The following is a 23,494-nucleotide window of genomic DNA, read 5'->3' as shown; positions in this document are numbered from 1 at the left end:
ACGGATGTGATGCCGATGTCATTCAGTATGACCGGATACGGTCAATCCGCCTTTCATTTTGGAGGCTATAAGGTACAATTGGAAATCAAGTCTGTCAATCATCGTTATTGCGAAGTGATGATGCGTCTCCCGAGAGAGTGGACGTGTTATGAAGACGGATTGAGGAAAAAGGTACAGAGCCGCTTAAAACGTGGGCGGATTGATGTTTATGTGATGAAAGAAAAAGATGAAGACCAGGCTCTTCCCGCTGTTCTGAATGAGCAGGCGGTCAGGGCCTATCTTCAGGCCGCAGAGCAATTGGAGAGCCGCTATGGTATGCAGGGCAAACCGAGCATTATGGATATGCTGGCACTTCCAGAGGTCATGGTTCATTCGGATGGGACGAGTTCGCTTCCGGAAGAGCAGAAGGACGAATGGGAGCGTGTCCTGCAGCAGGGGTTGGAAGAGGCTTTATCCGGTCTGGAGCAGATGCGCGCCCGCGAGGGTCTTCATTTGGCCAGTGATCTGGAACGACGTGTCTGTCGTCTGGAATCACTGCATACCGAGATGCTTGCTCTTGCGCCGACTGTGGTGAGTGATCATCGCAACAAGTTAAGACAAAGGCTTACGGAAATGCAGGAAGAAGGCTCTTTCCCTTTTGACGAGCATAAATTGGGTATGGAAATTGCTATGTTTGCCGATCGTTCTAACATAGAGGAAGAGCTTACGCGTCTACTGAGTCACTTTGGACAGAGCAGGGAACTGCTGGAAAGTGATGAGCCAGTAGGCCGCAAGTTGGACTTTCTTATTCAGGAGATGAATAGGGAAGTCAATACGATTGGATCAAAAGCCAACCATTTGGCTCTGGTGAACCGTGTTGTCGAGATGAAGGCGGAACTGGAGAAAATTCGTGAGCAAACGGCGAATATCGAATGAACGGTCATATTTCGGCAAAAGAGTCGCATGTATAGGGGGAAGAACCTGATTATGGCAATCAAACTCATTAACATTGGATTCGGTAACATCGTATCGGCGAACCGGATTATATCCATCGTGAGTCCGGAATCGGCGCCGATCAAGAGAATTATACAAGAGGCAAGAGACCGTCATATGCTGATAGACGCAACGTACGGAAGACGTACTCGTGCCGTTATTATTACGGATAGCGATCATGTCATTCTGTCTGCGGTTCAGCCAGAAACGGTCGCCCATCGTCTTTCTTCGAAAGATGATGACAACGACGAATAAAATGGAGTGTAATATGTCTAAGGGATTACTGGTAGTGTTGTCTGGCCCATCAGGGGTCGGGAAGGGTACAGTATGCAGCGCTTTGCGCAAACGGGTGCCGGAATTGATTTATTCTGTATCGGCAACGACTCGTCAGCCACGTCTGGGTGAGGAACATGGCGTCAATTATTTCTTCAGAAGCCATGATGAATTCCTGAACATGATTGCTGAAGATCAATTGTTGGAACACGCAGAATATGTAGGGAACTATTACGGAACACCGCGTGATTTTGTAGAGAAAACGATTAACGAAGGCCGGGACATCATTCTTGAGATTGAAGTTCAAGGCGCGTTGAAAGTGAAAGAAAAGTTCCCGGAAGGGATCTTTGTATTTCTGTTGCCTCCTTCATTGGACGAGCTTAAAGATCGCATTCAGGGCCGTGGTACGGAAAGTCAGGCGACGATTGATCATCGGATGTCCGTCGCGGTAGATGAGATCAGTCTGCTGGAGCAGTACGATTACGCTGTCGTTAATGATGAAATTGATTTGGCGTGTAAACGAATAGAAAGCATCATTATCGCCGAACATTGTAAGATCAATAAATAATCCATTTGCCGCCGCAAAATGCGATAATCAATGGAGCTGCTGTCATAGGATATATGAGAGTAGCTCCAGTCTGGTTAACGTATCCAGCGGTGCACCATGATTCCGTCAGGCGGCAAATTGTGATTATACTAATGCAAAGAGGTGTTTTGTAAATATGCTGTATCCTTCTATTGATGAAATGATGAACAAAGTCGACAGCAAGTATTCCCTTGTTGTTGCCGCTTCCCGCCGGGCAAGACAGCTTCGTGAAGGTGAGAAAACGGATTTGAGAAATGCCAGATCCCATAAACAGGTTGGCGTTGCACTTGAAGAAATTTATGGTGATCTGCTCGTTGTCATCAAAGGACAGGACGAAGAGGAAGAAGAGTAAGCCGCCTGCGGCTGCTCTTCAACTGCATACGGCGCAAGCCGGATTTATTTGACAACCGCGAGGTTGTTATTTTTTTCTCTATTCATCCTTTTAATTGCGTGTTCAAAAAGTCTGTTTTTCAGAACCGAGAAGATGGAATGAAGCTAGAAATGGAGTAGCGGAGCGTAGAGAAAACTACGTGAGCAACGGACATTTCGGCTGAATTTCATATTCGATGCTGATGATGCCGCTAGGCATGATTCGTAATCAAAAGCGGACTTTTTGAACAACCTCTATAAACGTCGTATATATCGGGGGGATAACCATGTTGAACGGTAAAAAAATCGTGCTTGGTGTGACTGGCGGCATAGCCGCATACAAAGCGGCTACATTATGCAGCAGGCTGGTGCAAAAAGGAGCGGACGTTCATGTCATTATGACGGATTCCGCCAAACAGTTTATTACCGAATTAACGCTGCAAACCTTGACCCGAAATGTGGTATATAGTGATACATTTGATGAGCGGGAGCCTTCGGTCGTCTCGCATATCCATCTGGCTGATATGGCCGATCTTGTGTTGGTTGCTCCGGCAACAGCCAATGTGATTGCCAAAATGGCAAATGGCATGGCAGATGATATGCTCTCAACAACCTTGCTTGCAACCACTGCTCCGGTGATGATTGCGCCAGCGATGAATGTACATATGTATGATCATCCGGCGGTAAAACATAATATGTGCCTGTTAACTGAGCGCGGAACCATGATGATTGAACCGGGTGAAGGACAACTGGCGTGCGGGTATGTGGGCAAAGGGCGTTTGGAAGAGCCAGAGACGATTGTCGATGTGGTGGAACGCTTTTTTGAGCAGCAGGAGTCTGCAAAACGGGAACGTAATGAACAGCTTTCTTTGTTGAGCGGGAAGAAGGTTGTGGTCACTGCAGGAGGAACCATTGAACGCATTGATCCGGTAAGATATATTACCAATGATTCCTCAGGAAAAATGGGTTTTGCCATTGCAGCGGCAGCGCGTGATCTGGGGGCAGATGTGACTTTGGTTATGGGAAATACCCAGGTTCAGCCACCAGCCAATGTACATGTGATCCCGGTACAGTCTGCGCAGGATATGTATGATGCGGTAGCAGGCCAATGGGATGATGCAGATATCGTTGTTAAGGCCGCAGCTGTTGCGGATTATCGTCCCAAGGAAGTGTACACGGAGAAAATCAAGAAGAAAGGCGATACATTATCGCTTGAACTTATTAAAAATATAGATATTCTTGAAACGCTGGGTAAGCAGAAGAGTCATCAATTTTTGATTGGTTTTGCTGCCGAGACAAATTCATTAGAAATGTATGCACGTGAGAAACTGGAACGGAAAAACTGTGATCTGATCGTAGCCAATGATGTCACCCAGGCGGGTGCCGGATTTGGAACAGATACCAACGCGGTGCACATCTATGACCGTGAAGGTTTAGTGGAAGAGCTTCAGGTGGTGGCCAAGGATGAGGTGGCCCGCCGGTTGCTTTCAATTGCGGCGGAGCGCATTGCCGGGAGGAATTAATATGGAGATCGCCAAGGTTATTGTCGATGTTCCTGTGAAGCAGACGGACCGGCCTTTTGATTATCTGGTGCCGGAATCCATGCGTGAATGGATTGAGATTGGCAGCAGGGTAGGTGTACCTTTTGGTCATCGGACGGTGCAGGGATTCGTGATTGATCTGGTGCCTCGCACGGGTACGGAGACTTTCAAACTCAAACCGATTCAGGAGCTGTTGGATATCGTTCCACCGTTGTCTGAAGATTTGGTTGAATTAGCGGAATGGATGAGTGAGCGATATGCCAGCAACCGTATTTTGTCTTTGCAGGTGATGATACCGACCGCGCTGAAAGGGAAAGCAGAACGTTATATCTCACTTGGAGATGCCCTGGATGGACAAATGGCAGGTTCGACATCAGGTGAAGAAGTTCTTTTTGTGTGGGGAGAAGAATCGACTTCAGAAAAAGTGCAGCAAGATATTATTCGTTTTGTGAAGAGTCGTGGGCAGGTTCCCCTCCAACAATTGAGTCGTAAATACCCCAATCATGCTGCGCTGATCAAGAAGTTGTTGCTCAGTGGTATCTTGCTGGAAAGCCAGGCGATTAAGGACAAGCTGAATAAAAAAACGATGAAATCCATTGATCTAGCTGTGGATGTAACGGCTGCGGAAGAGGCATTGAATTCATTCCCGGCAAAGGCACAACGGCAGAAGGAAGTTTTGGCTTTCTTGCTGGAAATGAAAGAACTGTTGCCGATGGCGATGAAAGAATTGCTGTCTACACTTCAGGTATCAGCGGCTACAGTCAAAGGGCTTGAGGAGAAAGGGTTGGTTGTGACGGAGGACGTCGAAGTCTTTCGTGACCCTTATCAGGGACGTAAGTTTCGTGCGACCGAGCCACTGAATCTGACCGACGAGCAGCAGCTTGTCTATAACAATATCAATGGTCGATTACAGGAAAGGCGCCATGGCGTCTTTTTGCTTCATGGTGTAACAGGCAGCGGCAAGACGGAAGTATACCTCCAGACCATTCAGCGCTGTATTGAACAGGATCGACAGGCAATTGTGCTTGTACCCGAGATTGCATTGACACCGCAGATGGTTGAGCGTTTTAAAGGACGTTTTGGTGATCAGGTTGCCGTGATGCACAGTCGGTTGTCTGGTGGAGAGCGTTATGATGAGTGGCGCAAAATTCGGGAAGGTCAGGTGAAAGTTGCCATTGGCGCCCGTTCAGCAGTCTTTGCTCCGTTTAGTCGTCTTGGTCTGATCATTATGGACGAGGAGCACGAGACTTCATATAAACAAGAAGAAACCCCGAAATATCATGCCCGTGATGTGGCGGTAAAAAGAGCACAGCAGCATCAGGCGGTCGTTGTCCTAGGCTCAGCGACACCTTCGCTGGAAAGTTACTATGCTGCCCGTTCACAGAGCAATGATGATTTTGCACCACTTTTGTTAGAGATGCCTACCCGCGCACTTGGTAATAAGCTGCCGGAGGTACGTATTGTTGATATGCGTGAAGAGTTGAAGGACGGAAATCGCTCGATGTTCAGCCGCGCCTTGCACAAAGGATTGGAAGAGCGGTTGGAGCGCGGGGAACAGACCGTGCTTCTGCTGAATCGACGTGGCTATTCCACCTTTGTGATGTGTCGCAGTTGTGGATACGTTGCAGGCTGTCCCGAGTGTGATATTTCGTTAACCTATCATCAGCGCTCCAATAATCTTCGTTGTCACTATTGTGGATATGCGGAAGCAGCACCAGAAGTGTGCCCGGATTGCGGCAGTGAGCATATTCGATATTTCGGTACTGGTACGCAGCGGGTAGAGGAAGAATTGGCGAAGCTGTTTCCGGGTATTCGCGTCATTCGGATGGACGTGGATACAACGAGCGAAAAAGGTTCGCATGAGAAGCTATTGAAGCAGTTTCGCGAGAAAAAGGCAGACGTTTTACTGGGTACCCAGATGGTTGCTAAAGGGCTTGATTTTCCTGATGTCACCCTGGTTGGTGTCATAACAGCAGACTCGGCACTCAATTTGCCAGATTTCCGGGCTGCCGAAAAAACATTTCAGCTGCTCACCCAGGTGGCGGGCCGTGCAGGTCGACATCAACTTCCAGGCGAGGTGTTCGTTCAGTCCTATACACCAGAGCACTATTCGATTGGGCATGCGAGCCAGCATGACTATGTTTCGTTTGTCCGTGAGGAATTATTGCATCGGCGCAATTTGCAGTACCCACCTTACTGTCGCCTGATTTTGGTTACTTTCTCACATGAGCAGCTTCCGGTACTGATCCGGCTGGCTGAGAACTATACACGAATACTGAAAGAAAAGGCAAATGCTGCTGGCTGGTTAGGCAGTTTGGATCGTTTCAGCAATGATGCCTTTGACGTGCTTGGCCCGGTAGCATCACCGATTCCTCGGATCAAGAATAGATACAGATTCCAATGTATGATAAAATGGCGGGGGGATGTCGACGCCATTGGACTGGCGCTCGCGACGGCCCGGCGCATGGACGACGACGTTCAGGCGCAAAAACTGCAAATTAGTCTGGATGTAGACCCGCAAATGTTAATGTGAGCATTTGTAGTAAAATGCGGATGTAAACAAGCGGTATAAACATAGATTAAAAACAACATGAATGATGGCTCGATCTTAAAATCAGTTTTTGATACCTGCTACATAGCAGAAAATCAGTACTATTTTTGAAATGAGCCTGATGTCCTGAAATTATGATGAGGATTAGGAAGGTGCTTACAACATGTCGATTCGTATTATCGTGAAAGAACCGGATGAGGTACTACACAAAAGAGCTAAAGAAGTAACTAAAGTCACACCCAATGTACAGAAACTGCTGGATGATATGGCAGATACGATGTATGACGCAGAAGGCGTAGGTCTGGCTGCACCACAGGTTGGTATTTTAAAACGCCTTATTGTGATCGATTGCGGAGATGAGCAGGGCCTGATCAAGATGATCAATCCGGAGATTATTTCGAGCGAGGGAGAGCAATTTGGACCCGAAGGATGCTTGAGTATTCCTGGCATTAACGGTGATGTGCATCGTTTTGAGACGGTTACAGTCAAAGGGCTGGACCGCGAAGGCAAGGAACTGATTATTACGGGTAGCGGATTGTTGTCTCGCGCATTCCAACATGAAATTGACCATTTGGATGGCGTACTCTTTACGGATATTGCTGAAAAGGTGTACGAAATTGCAGCCGATCAAACCGGGCCGCGTCGTAACTAAGGAGTGATTGATTTGAATATTGTTTTTATGGGAACGCCTGAATTTGCAGTTCCGTCTCTCGATATGCTTATAGCCGAGGGATATAACGTGGTTGGGGTAGTGACACAGCCGGATAAACCACAGGGCCGTAAAAAGGTGCTTACACCAACACCAGTCAAGGCTGCGGCAGAACGCCACGGCCTGCCTGTATTTCAACCAGTGAAACTGCGTGCCCCGGAAGCGGTGGCCCGATTGGCTGAATGGCAACCGGATCTGATTGTGACTGCGGCTTTTGGGCAGATTCTGCCCAAAGCTGTGCTGGATATGCCCGTTCGTGGTTGTGTGAACGTGCATGGCTCTCTTTTGCCAAAATATCGCGGTGGTGCCCCGATTCAACGTTCCATTATTAATGGAGAGCTAGTGACGGGAGTTACACTGATGTTTATGGCGGAAGGCTTGGATACGGGAGATATGATCTCACGTGTGGAAGTAGCGATTACGGATGAGGATACATCAGGGTCCATGTTTGTAAAGCTCAGTGAAGCGGGTTCCAAATTGCTTCAGGAAGAAATGCCGCGGCTGGTTGCAGGCGAAACAACGGCTGTCCCACAGGATGAAGCCGATGCTTCGTATGCTCGCAATCTGACTCGGGATGATGAGAAGATGGACTGGAATCGCACGTCGCGTGAATTGTTCAATCAGATTCGCGGTCTTGTGCCATTTTCGGGTGCATTTACGATGTGGGATGAGCAGGTCTTCAAGGTCTGGGCAGCAGCAAATCCGGAGCAGTCGGATGTGCTCACGTCTTCGGATGCTGGACAAGCTGAGCCGGGAACGGTGTTGCAATTGGGCAAAAACGGCATTGAAGTTCGCACAGGTGACGGTTCTCTCTGGCTTACTGAGGTTCAGCCCGCAGGCAAAAAAGTAATGCAAGCTGCTGACTTTGCTCGCGGTGGTACCCTGAAACCAGGAACGGTGCTGCAATGAGCGGAAATACACCGGGCCGTCCATCAGGAAATGGTCATAAAGTCGCAGGAAATGCCTCCGGGCGCGGAGGAAACCAACGTCGTCCGAACTCGGGAAAATCAGGTCGTGCAGGAAATTCATCTGCATCCCCAGCTTCGGGCAATGGTGCATCACGCTCGGAGCGGCCCAAAACATCTGCTCGTGCACTCGCCGTAAAAGTACTCAGCGCCGTTGAGCAAGAAGGAGCATACAGCAACCTTGAGCTGAACCGGCGTCTGAAAGAGGCCGAACTAAGTCCGGCAGATGCTGGACTAGCTACAGAGTTGGTCTATGGTACGATCGCAAGACGGAATACCCTTGATTATTTTCTGGAACGCTATGTAGCCAAAGGTGTATCCAAGCTGCAACCTTGGGTTCGCAGCCTGCTGCGCATCAGCGTGTACCAAATGTTATATCTGGACCGTATTCCGGAACACGCGGTGGTGAGTGAAGCCGTTAATTTGGCTAAGAAATTGGGTCATCAGGGCATCTCCGGTATGGTGAATGGCGTTCTGCGAAACATGATTCGTAATCGTGATGAACTGCACATTCCCGAACATTTGCCTGCAGCTGAACGTATCTCACTGGAGCATTCACACCCGCTGTGGATGGTCGAACGCTGGATCAGCCAATATGGCGAAGAGACAACGGAAGCGATCTGTCGTGCAAATAATGAACCGCCTGCGGTTAGTGTTCGTGTGAACACGACAATGACTACACGTGAGAAACTGATGCAAGAGATGGAGAGCACGGGGGCGATCGTGGAACCTTCCCGGCTTAGTCCGGACGGTATTCTCGTTCGCAGTGGTGGCAACATGGCACTTACGTCCTGGTATCGGGATGGCCTGCTGTCCGTTCAAGATGAAAGTTCCATGCTTGTAGCCGAGGCAGTTCGGCCTGAAGAAGGTCAGACTGTACTGGACTGCTGTGCAGCTCCCGGCGGAAAGACAGCCCATATGGCGGAGAAAATGCAGGACCGTGGACGGATTGTGGCCAATGATGTACATGCTCACAAACGTCAGTTGATCATGGATCAGGCAGATCGTCTGGGACTCAGCTGCATTGATGCTGTGACAGGTGATGCGCTTGATCTGGATGAGCGTTATCCAGAGGCATCATTTGACCGCATTCTGCTGGATGCGCCATGTTCCGGTCTAGGTGTTATTCGCCGCAAGCCGGATGTCAAATGGACCAAAACTGCGGAAGATATCCACGATATCTCCAATCTGCAACGTGAACTGCTGGATCGGGTTGCACCGTTATTAAAGCCGGGTGGTATTCTGGTGTATAGTACGTGTACAATCGAGCCGGCGGAGAACGAGCATAGGGTCGCTGACTTCTTGGATCGGCATCCCGAATACAAGGCGGCTGAAGACTCTGCCTGGTCTGGTATGGAAACAGCCGATTGGAAGGTTGTGAACGGTGGTGTGCAGATCTTGCCACAGTACGCTCACAGTGATGGCTTTTTCATTGCCAGGTTGACAAGGATAGCCGATTAACAGTTTAATAGAGCACTGAAGGATAGCCGCCGAGGGGAACTTCGGCGGATTTCTTTGTGATTAGCCTCGAGGTCAAACATCAGTAAAAAGTGATGATAGGATGCGATGCAGGCACTGAGGTGTTATAATGCATGAAGTACAGGCATCAAGGGTATACATGGATGTAAAGTGGTCTTTGTGATAGAATAGGAAGAATGAAAAGAAAAGAAGGAATAGGTGTTGACAACAAAATGAAACCTTTTATATATGATTATTCCCTGGAGGAGCTGCAACAGTGGGCTGTTGAGAACGGGGAGCCGGCTTTTCGCGGTGGTCAGATCTTCGACTGGATTTATGTGAAACGTGTGAATGATTTCAGTGAAATGACGAACCTGTCCAAAGCGCTGCGTGAAAAGCTGACTGAACAATTTGAATTCGTTACACTTACTGAAATTACGAAGTTTGAATCCAAGGATGGAACGGTGAAATTTCTGTTTGGTCTGCATGATGATCATGCGATCGAAACAGTTATCATGAAGCACAACTATGGTAACAGCATCTGTGTAACAACACAGGTTGGATGCCGGATTGGTTGCACGTTCTGTGCATCCACGCTTGGTGGACTCAAACGTAACCTTACAGCTGGCGAAATTGTCGCTCAGGTTGTGCAAGCCCAGAAAATTTTGGACGAACGCGGTGAGCGGGTCAGCAGCATCGTAATCATGGGTTCAGGTGAGCCTTTTGAGAACTATGAAGCAACAATGACGTTCCTGCGTATTATGATTCACGAAAAAGGGCTGAATATCGGTCAGCGCCATATCACGGTGTCCACAAGTGGAATCGTACCGAACATCTACAAGTTTGCTGATGAAGATACGCAGATTAACCTGGCGATCTCCATCCATGCGCCAAATGATGCATTGCGTTCCAAATTGATGCCGGTAAACCGCCGTTTTCCTTTTGAGGATGTAATGGAGTCGTTGCGTTATTATTTGGCTAAAACGGGTCGCAGAATTACGTTTGAGTACGCACTTATCGGTGGTGTGAATGATCAGCCGGAACATGCGGCAGAACTGGCAGGCGTGCTTAAGAACATGCTGTGCCACGTGAACTTGATTCCGGTCAACCATGTACCTGAGCGCAAGTACGTAAGAACATCCAGAAGCGACATTTTTAATTTTCAGAAGATTCTCTCGGAGCAGGGTGTTAATGTAACCATTCGTCGTGAACAGGGACATGATATTGCTGCCGCTTGCGGTCAGCTTCGTGCAAAGCATATGGAGTTGAGGTGAGAACGTTTTGATCAAAACAGTTCATGTGAGCCATATCGGACGGGTGCGTTCGGTGAATGAAGATTCAGCCTGGATTCGAAATCTCGATACAGGTTATATTCTGGGTATTGTTGCCGATGGTATGGGCGGACATCTTGCAGGAGATACAGCGAGCCGCCTGGCGGTAGAGACGTTGGTGCAGGATCTGGGAACGCTTGAGCCGGGTCTTTCACATGCGTCTTTGTCAGCCGCATTGAGCGATGCTATTTTGCATGCCAACGAAGTGATCTTCCGTACTGCCTCCTCGGATGATAATTATCACAACATGGGGACCACCGTGGTTGCGGCATTATTGAATGATACGGAAGGCGTTATTGGTCACATCGGTGACAGCAGAGCATACAAAATTGCAAACAAACATGTCATCCAGTTGACCGAGGACCATACATTGGTCAATGAATTGTTCAAAAATGGTCAGATCAGCAAAGAAGATGTTTCTCATCATCCGCGTCGCAATGTGCTGACACGTGCACTTGGGACAGACGCTGAAGTGAAGGTCGATCTGGATACCGTCAAGTTGGAAGAAGGCGAAGTTCTTCTCCTGTGCAGTGATGGGCTTAGTAATCTGGTCAGCAATGAGCAGATCATTCAGGTCGCAGGTAATCTGGAACTGGCATTGGAAGATCGGGCTGATCGCTTGCTTCAGCTGGCTTTGCTTGCTGGAGGAGATGACAATATCACGGTGGCATTATTCGAACTGCAAAAGGAAGGTTCCGTGATAACGGAAACGGGGTGTGAGTCATGATTGGGCACCAGCTAGGCGGACGCTATGAAGTGATCGAGCGTGTCGGCGGTGGCGGCATGGCTCTTGTGTATAAGGCCCAGGATCTGTTGCTCAACCGGAACGTTGCCATCAAAGTGTTACGGCAGCAATTTGTGCATGACGAAGAGTTTATTCGCCGTTTCCGCAGAGAAGCACAATCAGCAGCTTCGCTGTCACATCCTAACGTAGTTAGTGTTTATGATGTAGGACAGGAAGATGAAGTTCATTATATTGTCATGGAGTATGTTGAAGGCAAAAACCTGAATGAAATTATTAAAGAACGGGCGCCTCTGCAGGTGGACGAGGCCGTTCGAATCGCCTCCCAGATTGCAGATGCTCTCGATCATGCACATCATAATCAGATCATTCATCGGGATATCAAACCCCATAATATATTGATTGGTCGTAATGGCCGTGTGAAAGTAACGGATTTCGGGATTGCCCGTGCGGTTACGTCCACAACGATTACACAGACCGGCTCGGTGGTCGGTTCCGTACATTACTTCTCCCCTGAGCATGCCAAAGGCATCGTGACTGGCGAGAAGTCGGACTTATATTCTCTTGGTATTGTACTCTATCAAATGCTGACTGGGCAGCTTCCGTTCCTGGGAGAGAGTCCAATTAGCGTTGCTTTGAAGCATTTGCAGGAAGAGTTTGATGAACCGCGCAAATTCAATCCGCTTATCCCGCAAAGCGTGGAGAACGTTATTCTGAAATCCATGCGCAAAAACCCACAGGAGCGTTACCAATCCGCTAAAGAAATGCAGACGGATCTGGAAACCTGCCTGATGCCGGAAAGACGTAATGAATCGAAGATTGATTTTCCGGATGAGGATGATATCGATCAGACCCGTGTTATGCCGGCGATTAAGCCGGAGCCACGTGGAGTTACATCCACAGGTGCTATACCCGTGATGGAGTCTGACGAAGATAACAACAATGGCAAACCAAAAACAAAGAACTGGAAGAAGCCAGCGCTGCTGATCTCGTTGACAGTGCTTATTCTTATCGCCATGGTTGGAGTTGTGTGGTACGTGAAAGGCATGCTTGTTGTGCCTGATGTGAAGGTGCCCAATGTTGTGAGTCAGACCGAAGAAAAGGCACGTCAAATGTTGCAGGACAACGGGCTTGTTGTCAGTGATAATGTCATCCGGGAGTACAAGGAAGGCGTTGATCCGGGTATTGTGTTCGATCAGAGCAGGAATGAAGGCGATATCGTCAAAGAAGGCTCTGAGGTCCAGCTGAGTGTTGGGGCGGAAAAAGCACTGTCGAAGATGACTGATCTCAAAGACCTTTCATATGATGAGGCGGTCAAAAAACTCACGGCTCTGGGCATTAAAGAGGATCAGATTCAGCGTAAGGAAGAGTTCTCGAATGATAAGTCATCGGGTACTGTTCTATCCCAAACTCCTGGGGTAAATGAAGAATACGATCCGACAGAGGTTCAGATTATTTTAATCGTTAGCAAAGGCTCCGAAACGGTAAAAATGCCGGACTTGAAAAACCATACTCGAAGTGAGGCTGAGAGTATGCTCAAATCCGCCGGGCTAATCCTTGCTCAGGTTCAGGAAGAGTCGAGTTACACCGTAGATAAAGGCAAAGTGACACAGCAATGGCCTGTGGAAGCCGGTACAGACGTGAATCCGGGTGATAAAATTACCATTTTCATTAGTACAGGATATCCGCCAGAGGCATTGAACTACGCCTATAACATTAACGTTTCGCCAAAAGAAGAAGGAAAGAGCAGCAAAATTCGAATTACTTTCGAGGATGCTCGTGGCAAAAGTCAGGAATGGGGAACCCGGACAATCAAGTCTGCCCAAATGCTGACGATTCCGCTTATTCTGGCTCCAAACGTCGATGGTGTTGTCTCTGTTTACCGGGATGGACAATTCCTGGATACGTATCTGGTGTCCTACAGTGATGCCAAAAATGGAACGGTAGTTGTGCCTACCATTGAGCCCGAGAAGGGTGCAGAGCCGCCTCCAACAACGGAGGAGCCTGAACAAGGCGGTGGTGGTGATGAAGGCACCGTGGATACACAACAGGAAGGTGAACCGGATACACCTGTTGAGGGTGAAGGGGAAAATGGCGAGGCAGATACTTCTGCGATGAAGAACGGAAATGGTCTCGCCAAGGGAAAAGATAAGAAAAAGGAAGTCGTTAACGCATCAAGCCGTCCATAAGGGCGGCTTATTGCCGACGTTCAAGGTAAATGTACTGTAAATTAAAGGAGGGCGACGGAGCTATGCCAGAAGGTATCATCGTTAAAGCGCTAAGCGGTTACTATTATGTCATGCCACTGGAAGACAGCGGGGTGCCTTCGGTTGAAGGCTCCGCCGTTCAATGCCGGGCCAGAGGCATCTTCAGAAAACGGGGTACCTCACCGCTTGTGGGTGACCGAGTCGGCTATATGCTGACAGAGAACGGGGAAGGAACAGTAGATGAGATTCGAAAACGTGAGACGGAGTTAATTCGTCCACCTGTTGCCAATGTAAGTCTGGCTGTTCTGTTATTTTCCGTTAAGGAACCGGACATGAATCTCAATCTGTTAGACAAATTCCTGGTACATATCGAACAAGCCGGACTGGATGCACTGATTGTGCTCACGAAGCAGGACCTGGCTGATCCAGAAAACGATGCCCGGGATACAGTGGCTGAAGTAAAGGCTTTGTACGAGCAAATTGGATATGAAGTTATCTCTACCAGTTCACGAACTGGTGAAGGTAATGAACTGCTCAAGGAGCGTCTTGCCGGCAAGATTAGCGTATTCTCCGGGCAATCCGGTGTAGGTAAATCTTCGATGCTGAATGCCTTGATGCCAGGTCTGACCCTGGAGACCAGTGCAATCAGCATGCGCCTTGGCCGAGGGAAACACACCACCAGGCACGTGGAGCTCATACCGCTGGATAATGGTGGCTTTGTCGCCGATACGCCGGGATTCAGCCAACTGGACTTTCTGGAGATTGGTGTGGAGGAACTATCCACTTGTTTCCGGGAGTTCGCTCAATATGCGGATCAGTGTAAGTTCCGAGGCTGTACCCATACGCACGAACCAGGTTGCCGGGTGCTTGCAGCCAAGGCGGAGGGAATGATCTCCGAAAGCCGTTATAAGCATTACGAACAATTCCTTACAGAAATGAAAGACAAAAAGCGGAGGTATTAATATGATTAAAATTGCCCCATCTATTTTATCTGCGGATTTTGCCCGTCTCGGCGCGGAAGTGGCGGAAGCCCAAGCTGCTGGCGGAGACTGGATTCATGTTGATGTCATGGACGGTCATTTCGTCCCTAATATTACGCTTGGACCTGCGATTGTAAAAGCGATCGCTCCACATACAAGCTTGCCGCTTGATGTGCATTTGATGATTGAGAACCCAGAACGTTATGTGGAGGAATTTGCGAAAGCTGGCGCGGCTGTTATTACGGTTCATGCCGAAGCTTGTGTACATCTGCACCGGGTTATTCATCTGATCAAGGAACAGGGAGTTAAGGCAGGGGTTGCTCTTAATCCGGGAACTCCCGCGAGTGCTATTCAGGAAGTGCTGGACGATGTGGATATGGTGCTTGTCATGACCGTAAATCCCGGTTTTGGTGGACAGGCTTTCATCTCTGGCACGATGAACAAAATCAAGCAAATTCGTAGCTGGTTGAACGAAAAAGGACGTCATGACGTGCATATTGAAGTGGATGGCGGTATTGCTGCCGACACGGCTCCGCTTGTGGTTGAAGCTGGAGCGGATGTGCTCGTTGCGGGAAGTGCTGTATTTGGACGTGAAGATCGCGCTGCCGCGATTGCCGAAATTCGCAGTAGTTACGGAGGCTGAGCATGAGCCTCAAGGAAACGCTGTGGACAATGGCTGCGAGTCTCGTTACGGGACTGGTGCTTGCTTTGTTTGCGGTTATTCAATCCCCATACAATGCGATTACGTCATTGATCGGGGTTGGTGTTGTCATTATGTACTTCCGCAAATTTGACCGTACAGGACTTCGGGTTACTTTTGTGATATTCAGCATACTGTATTACTTATTGAGTGTATTCATGATCGCTGTCTATCAATATATTCCTGCCCAAACCTAAATGACCTGATAACCAGGCTCGTCATTGTGGAATAGGGACAAAGGGTTCCGCATAAATATGGTTACATGAGCAGGTTTCTCATGTAGCCTTTTTTGTCGTGTTTAAGGCAAGGAAGGCCTGGAGCATAGGATACGGCGGATGCATGAGCATGATGGGGAGGGTGAAGTATGAAATTTTACACATTCAAACTGCCGAAGTTTTTGGGAGGGTTTGTAAAGGCGATTCTTAATACGTTTCAAAAGAACTGACATGATTAAAAGGTTCCATTGGCGAATACCGCCGCTTTGGCTACAGGATCATCTGCAATTCGGACCTGCGAAGCGCCATGCGGCGGCCATTCACATGCTGATGTGTGTATTCATGATTTTTTCTGAATACCAAAAAAGCACCTGCAAGGAACAAGGTGCTTTTTGCTTACCCGATTTATAGTAGCTTTGCGTGATTATACGCGAGTCACTTTACCGGCTTTCAGTGCACGGGTGCTTACGTATACACGTTTTGGTTTACCGTTCACGAGAATGCGGACCTTCTGAACGTTTACGCCCCAAGAACGACGGTTACGGTTGTTAGCGTGGGATACGTGGTTACCGGTGCCCGGTTTCTTACCTGTCACATAACATTTGCGAGACATAGATTACACCTCCTATCCTAAAATAACCAGTTGCCCTAAGGAGACACGAATGTCATTCCAGACGGGCTAAATTGTTCTTCCTGACCGCTGTGGTCAGGTTCCAGTAGCTAATGGCGTTGTTCAAGCCGGCATAGCCGGATTATTTCCATTACTAAACCTGCATAAAACAATACTTGAATATAATATCATATTGAAAAAAGCTTCGTCAACTGATCCAAAAACTTTATTTATTTCTCCTGTCTAATATAGTACAATGTTGAATAGTCCATAATACAGTGGTGAACAGGCTGTTGCCGCGGGGAAGCCGGAGAAAAAACCGGCCTTAAAGGTCGGTGGTCTGCTTTTTTGGCAACGCTGTGAGCTGCGGCATTCCATCATTGGCACCAGTCTCCATGCGGCATTCATGCCGGCTCTTGATACCGGTGCATATCCGTATGCCCCGAATTAGGGGTTACAGAGCAATTGCAGGATATCGGTTGCCCGGCCGCCCAGACCGTTAATCCGGCTGACATTATGTATTATATGCCTGTGCCGGACAAGGTATGGACGAAGAATAACGCGATAAGCGTTTGCGCATGAACAGACCAGATAACATCTTGGTGCAAGATGTTCGTGTATCAAGCTAGGAAGGGGAATTCTCACTTGAGTATACGTTCTTTAAATGGAACAGATTTCACCGCAATGGTACTTGCCGGAGCGGAACAACTTGGACAGCATGCAGAGCACGTCAATTCCCTGAATGTTTTCCCTGTGCCGGATGGCGACACGGGAACGAACATGAATTTGACAATGAGTGCAGGAGTCGCAGAGATTAAACGCAAGAGTTCTGCCTCCATCGGAGAAGCTGCCGGTATTTTATCAAAAGGCCTGCTTATGGGCGCACGGGGGAATTCCGGAGTAATATTATCGCAATTGTTCCGCGGATTCAGTCGTTCAGCTGCTCCTTATGAGGAACTGAATACACTCCAGTTCGCCGCAGCCCTGCAGAACGGTGTGGACGCAGCTTATAAAGCCGTAGTGAAACCCGTTGAAGGGACCATTCTTACCGTAGCCAAGGAAGCGGCGAAACATGCCAGCTACTACGCAAGACGGACGAATGATATAACTGAATTAATGAATGAAGTATTGTTAAAAGCAAAAGAAGCACTGGCAATGACTCCGGAATTGCTGCCTGTATTGAAACAGGTCGGTGTTGTGGATTCAGGCGGTCAGGGGCTTGTATATATTTACGAAGGCTTTATGGACGTTCTGTTGCAAACGGACGGGGCAAGTCGTACATCCTTCCAGAGAGACGTACAACCAACCGTAGCGGCATCTGCATTGAAACCGGCTGCACCGTCAGAAGTGGTTTCTGCGAAGCCTGCACAGCAGGTAATCGTGCCGGAGATGCCAATGTCTGCCCAAGCGCGATTGGAAACGGAAGATATTGAGTTTCTATATGACATGGAGTTCTTTATTAACCGCGAGCTTGGAGAGAACGCAGGTGTTGCATTTGATGATGAAGCATTCCGGAAAGCGTTGTCAGTTAACGGGGACTCCATCATTATAATTGCTGATGATGAAGTAATTAAGGTTCACGTGCATTCCAAGACACCTGGGGATGTATTAAACCTGGCTCTCCGTTATGGAGAAATTACACAAATTCACATTCTGAATATGCGTGAGCAGCATCGTGATCTGCTGACTGCAGGCATGGACATTGCACCTTCGCCTGAGCTGTTCGCAGAGATTCCGCCTGAAGCGGTGCGTAGCGTGGAAAAAGCTGTGCTCCCAGCAGATGAGATGGCACCATATGGTTTTATCGCGGTATCTTCCGGTGACGGAATTGCGGAGATTTTCCAGAGTCTCGGCGTGGATGTTGTTCTGTCTGGTGGACAGACGATGAATCCGAGCACTGAAGATTTTGTGAAAGCGGTGCGTTCGATCGCGGCAGAACAGGTATTTATTTTGCCGAACAACTCCAATATTGTACTTGCTGCGCAGCAGGCTCGGGAGCTGCTTGAAGATGAGCGTCGAATTATTGTGATTCCGAGCAAGACGATCCCTCAGGGCATGGCAGCGGCTTTTGCTTTCCAGGAGGATGAGTCTGCGGAAACCAATCGTGACCATATGCTTGAAGCGATTAGTCGGGTACAGTCCGGTCAAGTGACTCATGCGGTCAGAGATACACAATATGATGAGCTTGATATCAAAGCGGGACACTACATCGGTATCCACAACTCCAAGATCGTAGCAACGGACGAAAGCATGCTGCACGCATGTGAAGGCCTGCTGCAACAGATGATGGTGAGCGGAGATGAAGTGGTGACCATCCTTGAAGGGGACGAGGCTACCCCTGAGATTACCGCTGCGCTTGTAGCATGGCTTGAAGAACAATATCCTGATGCTGAGGTAGAGGTGCATCTTGGAGGACAGCCGGTTTATTATTATTTGTTCTCTGTAGAGTCCTGAAGCACTTAAGCAAAGAGGAGGGGATCTCATGAGCCACAAGGTTGCGATTGTAACCGATAGCACGGCAGATATACCGGAAGAACTGATTCGTAAATACGGGATTCATGTTGTTCCACTACGTGTTTTGTTCGGGGAAGAAGCTTATGCAGACGGCGTTGATCTGACTTCGGAACAGTTCTATGCAAAATTGGAGAAGGTATCTGTGCTGCCTACAACCTCACAGCCTTCTCCTACCGATTTTATGAGTATCTATAACAAACTGTTGGATGAGGACCCGGAACGGCCCATTGTATCGATTCATTTGTCTTCCGGCATGAGTGGTACCTATCAATCGGCACTGCTCGGCAAATCGTTGCTGGAACGCGAGGGTGATATAACGGTACTGGATTCGAAGTCTGCATCCTATGGATATGGTTTATTGGTCGTACAGGCTGCCGAGCTTGCCGAACAAGGAAAATCCGCTGCGGAGATCGCTGTGGCTGTAGCAGCCATGCAGCAGAGCCGCAAGCTGTTCTTTCTCGTAGATACATTGGAGTATTTGCAGAAAGGCGGTCGGATTGGCAAGGCTGCGGCCATTTTGGGGACACTGCTGAATATCAAACCGATCTTGTCCATTGATGAGGAAGGTGTTATTTACGCAGTGGAGAAAGTCAGAGGTCACAAAAAAGCCATGGCACGCATTATTGAGCTGTTTCAGCAGGATCTGGCGGGTCAACGTGTTAATCTCGCGGTAGGTCATACCGCAGACCCCGGATCAGCGATCGCTTGTGCAGAGCAATTACGCGGGCATTTTACACTGAATGAAGTGGTATATACCAATATTGGGGCCGTCGTTGGCAGCCATGTTGGGCCTGGCGTAATTGCCATCTTTATGTGGCCTGTTCCGGAATGAGGGATTAGACATGAAATGGGAAGAAATATCGGTTAAACAAATTAGCGGCGTGAGTGCTCTCAAAGAGGGAGAGCTTCACGCCTTTGGCATCTCTACTGTAAAAGACCTGCTTGAATACTATCCGTTCCGTTACGAGGATTATCGCCTGCGTTCGCTTAGCGAAGTGAAGGATGGGGATAAAATCACTGTACAGGGTAAAGTGATGGGTATCCCGGTTTTGCAGCGTTATGGCAAAAAGTCACGCCTCACCTGTAAGGTGATGACGGAAGAATGGATGATTTCAGCTACCTGGTTCAATCGGCATTTTCTGAAGGAGCAGCTTACGCCCAACCGGGAGATTGTCATTACGGGGAAATGGGAACAGAAACGTATGCAGATGACCGTAACGGATTCGGAATTCCCGGATAAAGGGGAAGGACGATCGGGCACGCTGCAGCCTGTGTATTCGGTAACCGGTAAGCTTACGCAGTCCTGGATGCGCAAAACGATTAATCAGGGGTTAGTCCAATTCGGGGAAATGATCCCCGAAATTCTGCCTCAGTCACTAATGAAGAAATATGGATTCATGCCTCGCAAACAGGCGATTGCCGGGATTCATCGTCCGCAGGATAACCGGGAAGGCCAGCAGGCCAGACAGCGGATGGTGTATGAGGAACTATTTTTGTTTCAACTCAAGATGCAGGCTTATCGAGCATTGAATCGGGATCGCATGGATGGTGTAGTGCACACAACGGATAATACGACGATTCGGGAGTTTGTTCGCAGTTTGCCATTTGAACTGACGGATGCACAGAAGAAAGTAGAGCTTGAAATTCTGCATGATATGCGTTCACCGTATTCGATGAATCGATTGCTGCAGGGAGATGTAGGCTCAGGTAAAACGGTTATCGCGGCGATTGCACTGTATACGACCATTCGTTCCGGTTTTCAGGGGGCTCTGATGGTCCCTACGGAGATTCTGGCAGAACAGCATATGCGATCACTGCAAAAGCTGTTTGAACCTTTTGGCGTAACTTTGGGGCTGTTAACGGGCAGTGTGAATGGACGCAAGCGCAAAGATCTGATTGCATCCTTGCAGATGGGCATGATCGATATCGTCGTGGGTACACACGCTCTGATACAGGAGGATGTATTTTTCCGCGATCTGGGTCTTGTCGTTACGGATGAACAGCATCGCTTCGGTGTGAATCAGCGCAGCATTTTGCGGCGTAAAGGGTACAACCCGGACGTGTTAACGATGACGGCGACACCCATTCCACGAACACTAGCTATTACGGCTTTTGGTGATATTGAAGTATCGACCATCTCGGAACGTCCAAAGGGACGAATTCCAATCTCGACGTACTGGGTCAAGCATGACATGATGGACCGGGTACTTGGATTTATTTCGCGAGAAGTGGACCAGGGACGCCAGGCCTATCTGATCTGTCCGCTCATTGAAGAGTCGGAGAAGCTGGATGTACAGAATGCAATTGACCTGCATATCCAGATGCAGCAGAACTTTCCGAAGTACCGTGTAGGTCTGCTGCATGGACGGATGACGGCTGGCGAGAAGGAAGAGATGATGCGTGACTTTTACAGCAACGATATTCAGCTTCTGGTCTCTACAACGGTTGTGGAGGTCGGGGTCGATGTACCTAACGCAACGCTGATGGTCATTATGGATGCGGACCGCTTCGGTCTGTCGCAACTGCATCAGCTTCGTGGCCGGGTTGGTCGAGGCGCTCATGCATCCTATTGTGTGCTGATTGCTGATCCCAAGACAGAGGTGGGGCAGGAGCGCATGAAGGTCATGACGGAAACCGAAGATGGTTTCGAAGTATCCCGTCGAGACCTGGATCTGCGGGGACCGGGAGATTTCTTTGGCACCAAGCAAAGTGGATTACCCGAGTTCCGTCTTGCCGACATGGTTGCGGATTTTGCCATATTGGAGCAGGCGCGAGATGACGTCTCCAGCCTGATTGCGGATGCGAGCTTCTGGACGTCTGTCGACTACGCTCCTTTACGTGACTTTTTACAGCAGCAGCAAGTATTCCAGGGTGATCTGATCGATTGATTGGGGCTGTGGATGTGTAGTTTTCCACATTTTCCGTGGGAAAATGTCAAGTGTACAGGCCCTCCTGTCATATGAATAAGAAGTGAGTTCATTATTCAGGAGGTGCTGTACGTTTTGGGTTACCAACAATATGGAATCAGTCCGCAGCTGGTGGAGCGGATCAAAACGAAGATGAAAAATCCCGCTGTCAAAGAGCGTATCAAAAAGTTGATAGATGGGGTCACCAAGTCCGATTTGCAGGATAAGGCCAAGGTGAGAAGGCTGGTCAAGTCGTCGTCGGTCATTTTGAATGAGAATTTTTCTGCGGCTCAGGAGGAACAATTCGTTGCTTTTGTTCTCGCGCAGAAGATCGATCCGAACAATACGTTTCATTTGATTAAGTTGTGGGGCATGTTTAGGTAGGGATTCAATGTCTGTTGGGTGGTATAAAATGAAACAGTTTCATTTACACGGGGCACTACGATGACAGAACAACCTTCCGAGCGTTGTTATCCCCGGATTTTTTTGAATTCCCTTTATCAAAGGGTAAAATCCGGGGATAAAGGCGCACGCTTCGCTTCTTCAGGTTTTTTCTGTCCTCTCCGTTACTGTGTAACTGGGAGTTCACTTTATAAAAAACCAAATTACATCGAATGTGTATGAAGTAATTTTAGTGGATGGGGCGGTCCATAAGTCAGGAAGATGACTTATGGACCGCCCTTTTAGTTGTTTGAGTCAAGAAAAAGTGGGATTTAATCTATATTTTCAATACCCCACTCACCTTTTTCGTTTTTAGTAAAGAAGTAGGTAATGCCTTGATTCTCAATACTCCCGTCAGAGGACTTTCTTACAAAGCGCACGCCTACTCTAATTTGTTCTGGATGATCGAGTTTTTCTAAAAGATCCAACTCATAGAACATGAATTGGTCGGCTGTGTTTTTGTAATAAAAGCCTTCTCTAATGGATTCCAAAGACTTGTTATTCAAATTCTGTTTAAACTTTTCTTCGTTGTTCTCTACAACTGATTCGAGATTGTTACTTAACATGGAGATAATCTTTTCGTCAAAGAAGCTGCTTTTATATTTGTCGAAATTAATATTGACGCCTTTCTTAAATTCGGCCGCTGTGATGTCTTTAATTGCTTCAATCTCTGTTGGCCCAATCAGACTTTCAATGTTTGTTGATGTAATGTTGGTTGAAGGGGCTTCGCTTGTTGTATTGCTAGGTTTTTCGCTATTGGAAAGGGTGTTATTGTCGTCTGATTTTCCGCATGCAGAAAGAAGTAAGGCTCCAATTAAACATAGAGATAAAATACCACAAGAGAGATTTTTCATTAAAGAAGTTCCTCCTTGGAATACGAGTTAAACGAAGCATGTTGATTATAAGGCAGTTCTAATAGGAGAGAACTCTTGATAAGTTCATTATAATTTCGCAAGTATAGCTAAACAGAAAATTAGTCTCATCACTCTTTATTCTTAACAAAAAAAGGGCTCGTAGCTATTAATGATGCAATAAATACTAAAATTAAAATGGTATTAGACGGTACTGTTTCGTATATGTAGTTTTCAACAACTAGTACGAGGATCGAAATACTTAAAATCACTCTCAGCACATGAGCAGACGAGCGCTTGGGGTTTTTGGTACGTTTCGAGATAAAGTAAATGATGTACCACAAACCACTAAAAAGCAGGAGTGAGCCTATCAGTAGCATTACAAACATTTAAATACACCTTTCTTAAATAAATTACGTTGAACCAATTAGCATAATGTTCCAAATAATTATAACACAGTGGATTTCTGGAAGTGGAGTTTAATGTGTAGGAAAGTGAAGCTTTGTTGGTAGGGAAGAGAATGGTTTGGAGCAAAATGAATTCCGTATTGTCTGTTCAATAGGTTAGGGACTT

The 23,494-nt window shown here is 47.9% G+C and carries 22 protein-coding genes; 20 read left to right on the top strand and 2 right to left on the bottom strand.

The genetic code is table 11. The features are described 5' to 3' along the window. Positions 1 to 15: 15 nt before the first annotated feature. The 16 genes from AC3ITG_RS22025 to spoVM all read left to right on the top strand — a co-directional run bounded on the left by AC3ITG_RS22025 (position 16) and on the right by spoVM (position 15,829). Complete coding sequence (locus AC3ITG_RS22025; protein ID WP_489251361.1) at positions 16 to 915, top strand: YicC/YloC family endoribonuclease; 900 nt, start codon at positions 16 to 18, stop codon at positions 913 to 915. Positions 916 to 966: 51 nt separating this feature from the next. Further along, on the top strand, positions 967 to 1,227 hold the full coding sequence (gene remA / locus AC3ITG_RS22020; protein ID WP_006209218.1) for an extracellular matrix/biofilm regulator RemA: 261 nt from the start codon (positions 967 to 969) through the stop codon (positions 1,225 to 1,227). Positions 1,228 to 1,240: 13 nt separating this feature from the next. Continuing rightward, a complete protein-coding gene (gmk, locus tag AC3ITG_RS22015; RefSeq protein ID WP_413372533.1) occupies positions 1,241 to 1,813 on the top strand; it encodes a guanylate kinase in 573 nt (190 codons plus the stop codon). 154 nt (positions 1,814 to 1,967) lie between these two features. Continuing rightward, entirely contained in the window at positions 1,968 to 2,183 is a 216-nt protein-coding gene (gene rpoZ, locus AC3ITG_RS22010; protein WP_024631120.1) for a DNA-directed RNA polymerase subunit omega, read from the top strand. A gap of 304 nt (positions 2,184 to 2,487) precedes the next feature. Next, positions 2,488 to 3,723, top strand: a complete 1,236-nt coding sequence (gene coaBC / locus AC3ITG_RS22005; protein ID WP_489251360.1) for a bifunctional phosphopantothenoylcysteine decarboxylase/phosphopantothenate--cysteine ligase CoaBC — start codon at positions 2,488 to 2,490, stop codon at positions 3,721 to 3,723. A gap of 1 nt (position 3,724) precedes the next feature. Next, positions 3,725 to 6,274, top strand: coding sequence for a primosomal protein N' (gene priA, locus AC3ITG_RS22000; protein ID WP_489251359.1), 2,550 nt, complete (start codon positions 3,725 to 3,727; stop codon positions 6,272 to 6,274). A 181-nt stretch (positions 6,275 to 6,455) separates the two neighbouring features. Then, positions 6,456 to 6,944 carry a peptide deformylase gene (def, locus tag AC3ITG_RS21995; RefSeq protein ID WP_413372530.1) on the top strand — a complete coding sequence of 163 codons (489 nt, stop codon included), beginning with the start codon at positions 6,456 to 6,458 and terminating at the stop codon, positions 6,942 to 6,944. A gap of 12 nt (positions 6,945 to 6,956) precedes the next feature. Next, positions 6,957 to 7,910 carry a methionyl-tRNA formyltransferase gene (fmt, locus tag AC3ITG_RS21990; protein ID WP_489251358.1) on the top strand — a complete coding sequence of 318 codons (954 nt, stop codon included), beginning with the start codon at positions 6,957 to 6,959 and terminating at the stop codon, positions 7,908 to 7,910. Beyond that, on the top strand, positions 7,907 to 9,427 hold the full coding sequence (rsmB, locus tag AC3ITG_RS21985) for a 16S rRNA (cytosine(967)-C(5))-methyltransferase RsmB (protein WP_489251357.1): 1,521 nt from the start codon (positions 7,907 to 7,909) through the stop codon (positions 9,425 to 9,427). Before fmt ends, rsmB begins: the two co-directional genes overlap by 4 nt. A 230-nt stretch (positions 9,428 to 9,657) precedes the next feature. Further along, the gene (gene rlmN, locus AC3ITG_RS21980; protein WP_301244211.1) at positions 9,658 to 10,698 is read left to right on the top strand and encodes a dual-specificity RNA methyltransferase RlmN; all 1,041 of its coding nucleotides are present in this window, start codon (positions 9,658 to 9,660) and stop codon (positions 10,696 to 10,698) included. Between the two features lie 7 nt (positions 10,699 to 10,705). Beyond that, complete coding sequence (locus AC3ITG_RS21975) at positions 10,706 to 11,482, top strand: Stp1/IreP family PP2C-type Ser/Thr phosphatase (RefSeq protein WP_489251356.1); 777 nt, start codon at positions 10,706 to 10,708, stop codon at positions 11,480 to 11,482. Then, positions 11,479 to 13,686 carry a Stk1 family PASTA domain-containing Ser/Thr kinase gene (pknB, locus tag AC3ITG_RS21970; protein WP_489251355.1) on the top strand — a complete coding sequence of 736 codons (2,208 nt, stop codon included), beginning with the start codon at positions 11,479 to 11,481 and terminating at the stop codon, positions 13,684 to 13,686. Before AC3ITG_RS21975 ends, pknB begins: the two co-directional genes overlap by 4 nt. Before the next feature lie 62 nt (positions 13,687 to 13,748). Continuing rightward, complete coding sequence (gene rsgA / locus AC3ITG_RS21965) at positions 13,749 to 14,666, top strand: ribosome small subunit-dependent GTPase A (protein WP_053784309.1); 918 nt, start codon at positions 13,749 to 13,751, stop codon at positions 14,664 to 14,666. Between the two features lies 1 nt (position 14,667). After that, positions 14,668 to 15,327 (top strand): ribulose-phosphate 3-epimerase, encoded by a 660-nt coding sequence (rpe, locus tag AC3ITG_RS21960; RefSeq protein ID WP_053784310.1) that lies wholly within the window; start codon positions 14,668 to 14,670, stop codon positions 15,325 to 15,327. A gap of 2 nt (positions 15,328 to 15,329) precedes the next feature. Further along, positions 15,330 to 15,581: a hypothetical protein gene (locus tag AC3ITG_RS21955; RefSeq protein WP_489251354.1), complete on the top strand. Its 252-nt coding sequence runs from the start codon at positions 15,330 to 15,332 to the stop codon at positions 15,579 to 15,581. 167 nt (positions 15,582 to 15,748) lie between these two features. Continuing rightward, entirely contained in the window at positions 15,749 to 15,829 is an 81-nt protein-coding gene (spoVM, locus tag AC3ITG_RS21950; RefSeq protein WP_019424875.1) for a stage V sporulation protein SpoVM, read from the top strand. A gap of 194 nt (positions 15,830 to 16,023) precedes the next feature. Here spoVM and rpmB read toward each other — a convergent pair whose 3' ends face one another. Next, positions 16,024 to 16,212 (bottom strand): 50S ribosomal protein L28, encoded by a 189-nt coding sequence (gene rpmB / locus AC3ITG_RS21945; protein WP_024631107.1) that lies wholly within the window; start codon positions 16,210 to 16,212, stop codon positions 16,024 to 16,026. 642 nt (positions 16,213 to 16,854) lie between these two features. Here rpmB and AC3ITG_RS21940 point away from each other — a divergent pair. The 4 genes from AC3ITG_RS21940 (at position 16,855) to AC3ITG_RS21925 (ending at position 22,013) form a co-directional block, all read left to right on the top strand. Then, a complete protein-coding gene (locus AC3ITG_RS21940) occupies positions 16,855 to 18,663 on the top strand; it encodes a DAK2 domain-containing protein (RefSeq protein ID WP_489251353.1) in 1,809 nt (602 codons plus the stop codon). Between the two features lie 28 nt (positions 18,664 to 18,691). Continuing rightward, the gene (locus AC3ITG_RS21935; protein ID WP_489251352.1) at positions 18,692 to 19,555 is read left to right on the top strand and encodes a DegV family protein; all 864 of its coding nucleotides are present in this window, start codon (positions 18,692 to 18,694) and stop codon (positions 19,553 to 19,555) included. Between the two features lie 10 nt (positions 19,556 to 19,565). Continuing rightward, positions 19,566 to 21,611, top strand: a complete 2,046-nt coding sequence (recG, locus tag AC3ITG_RS21930) for an ATP-dependent DNA helicase RecG (RefSeq protein ID WP_489251351.1) — start codon at positions 19,566 to 19,568, stop codon at positions 21,609 to 21,611. A gap of 114 nt (positions 21,612 to 21,725) precedes the next feature. Continuing rightward, positions 21,726 to 22,013, top strand: coding sequence for a stage VI sporulation protein F (locus tag AC3ITG_RS21925; RefSeq protein WP_413372519.1), 288 nt, complete (start codon positions 21,726 to 21,728; stop codon positions 22,011 to 22,013). A 329-nt stretch (positions 22,014 to 22,342) separates the two neighbouring features. Here AC3ITG_RS21925 and AC3ITG_RS21920 read toward each other — a convergent pair whose 3' ends face one another. After that, positions 22,343 to 22,924: a hypothetical protein gene (locus tag AC3ITG_RS21920; protein ID WP_489251350.1), complete on the bottom strand. Its 582-nt coding sequence runs from the start codon at positions 22,922 to 22,924 to the stop codon at positions 22,343 to 22,345. Positions 22,925 to 23,494 lie beyond the last annotated feature (570 nt).

The sequence above is a fragment of the Paenibacillus sp. GL_099_B genome (assembly GCF_057835695.1).
The sequence above is the reverse complement of the archived record's forward strand: the minus strand, read 5'-3'. Positions and strand labels throughout refer to the sequence as shown.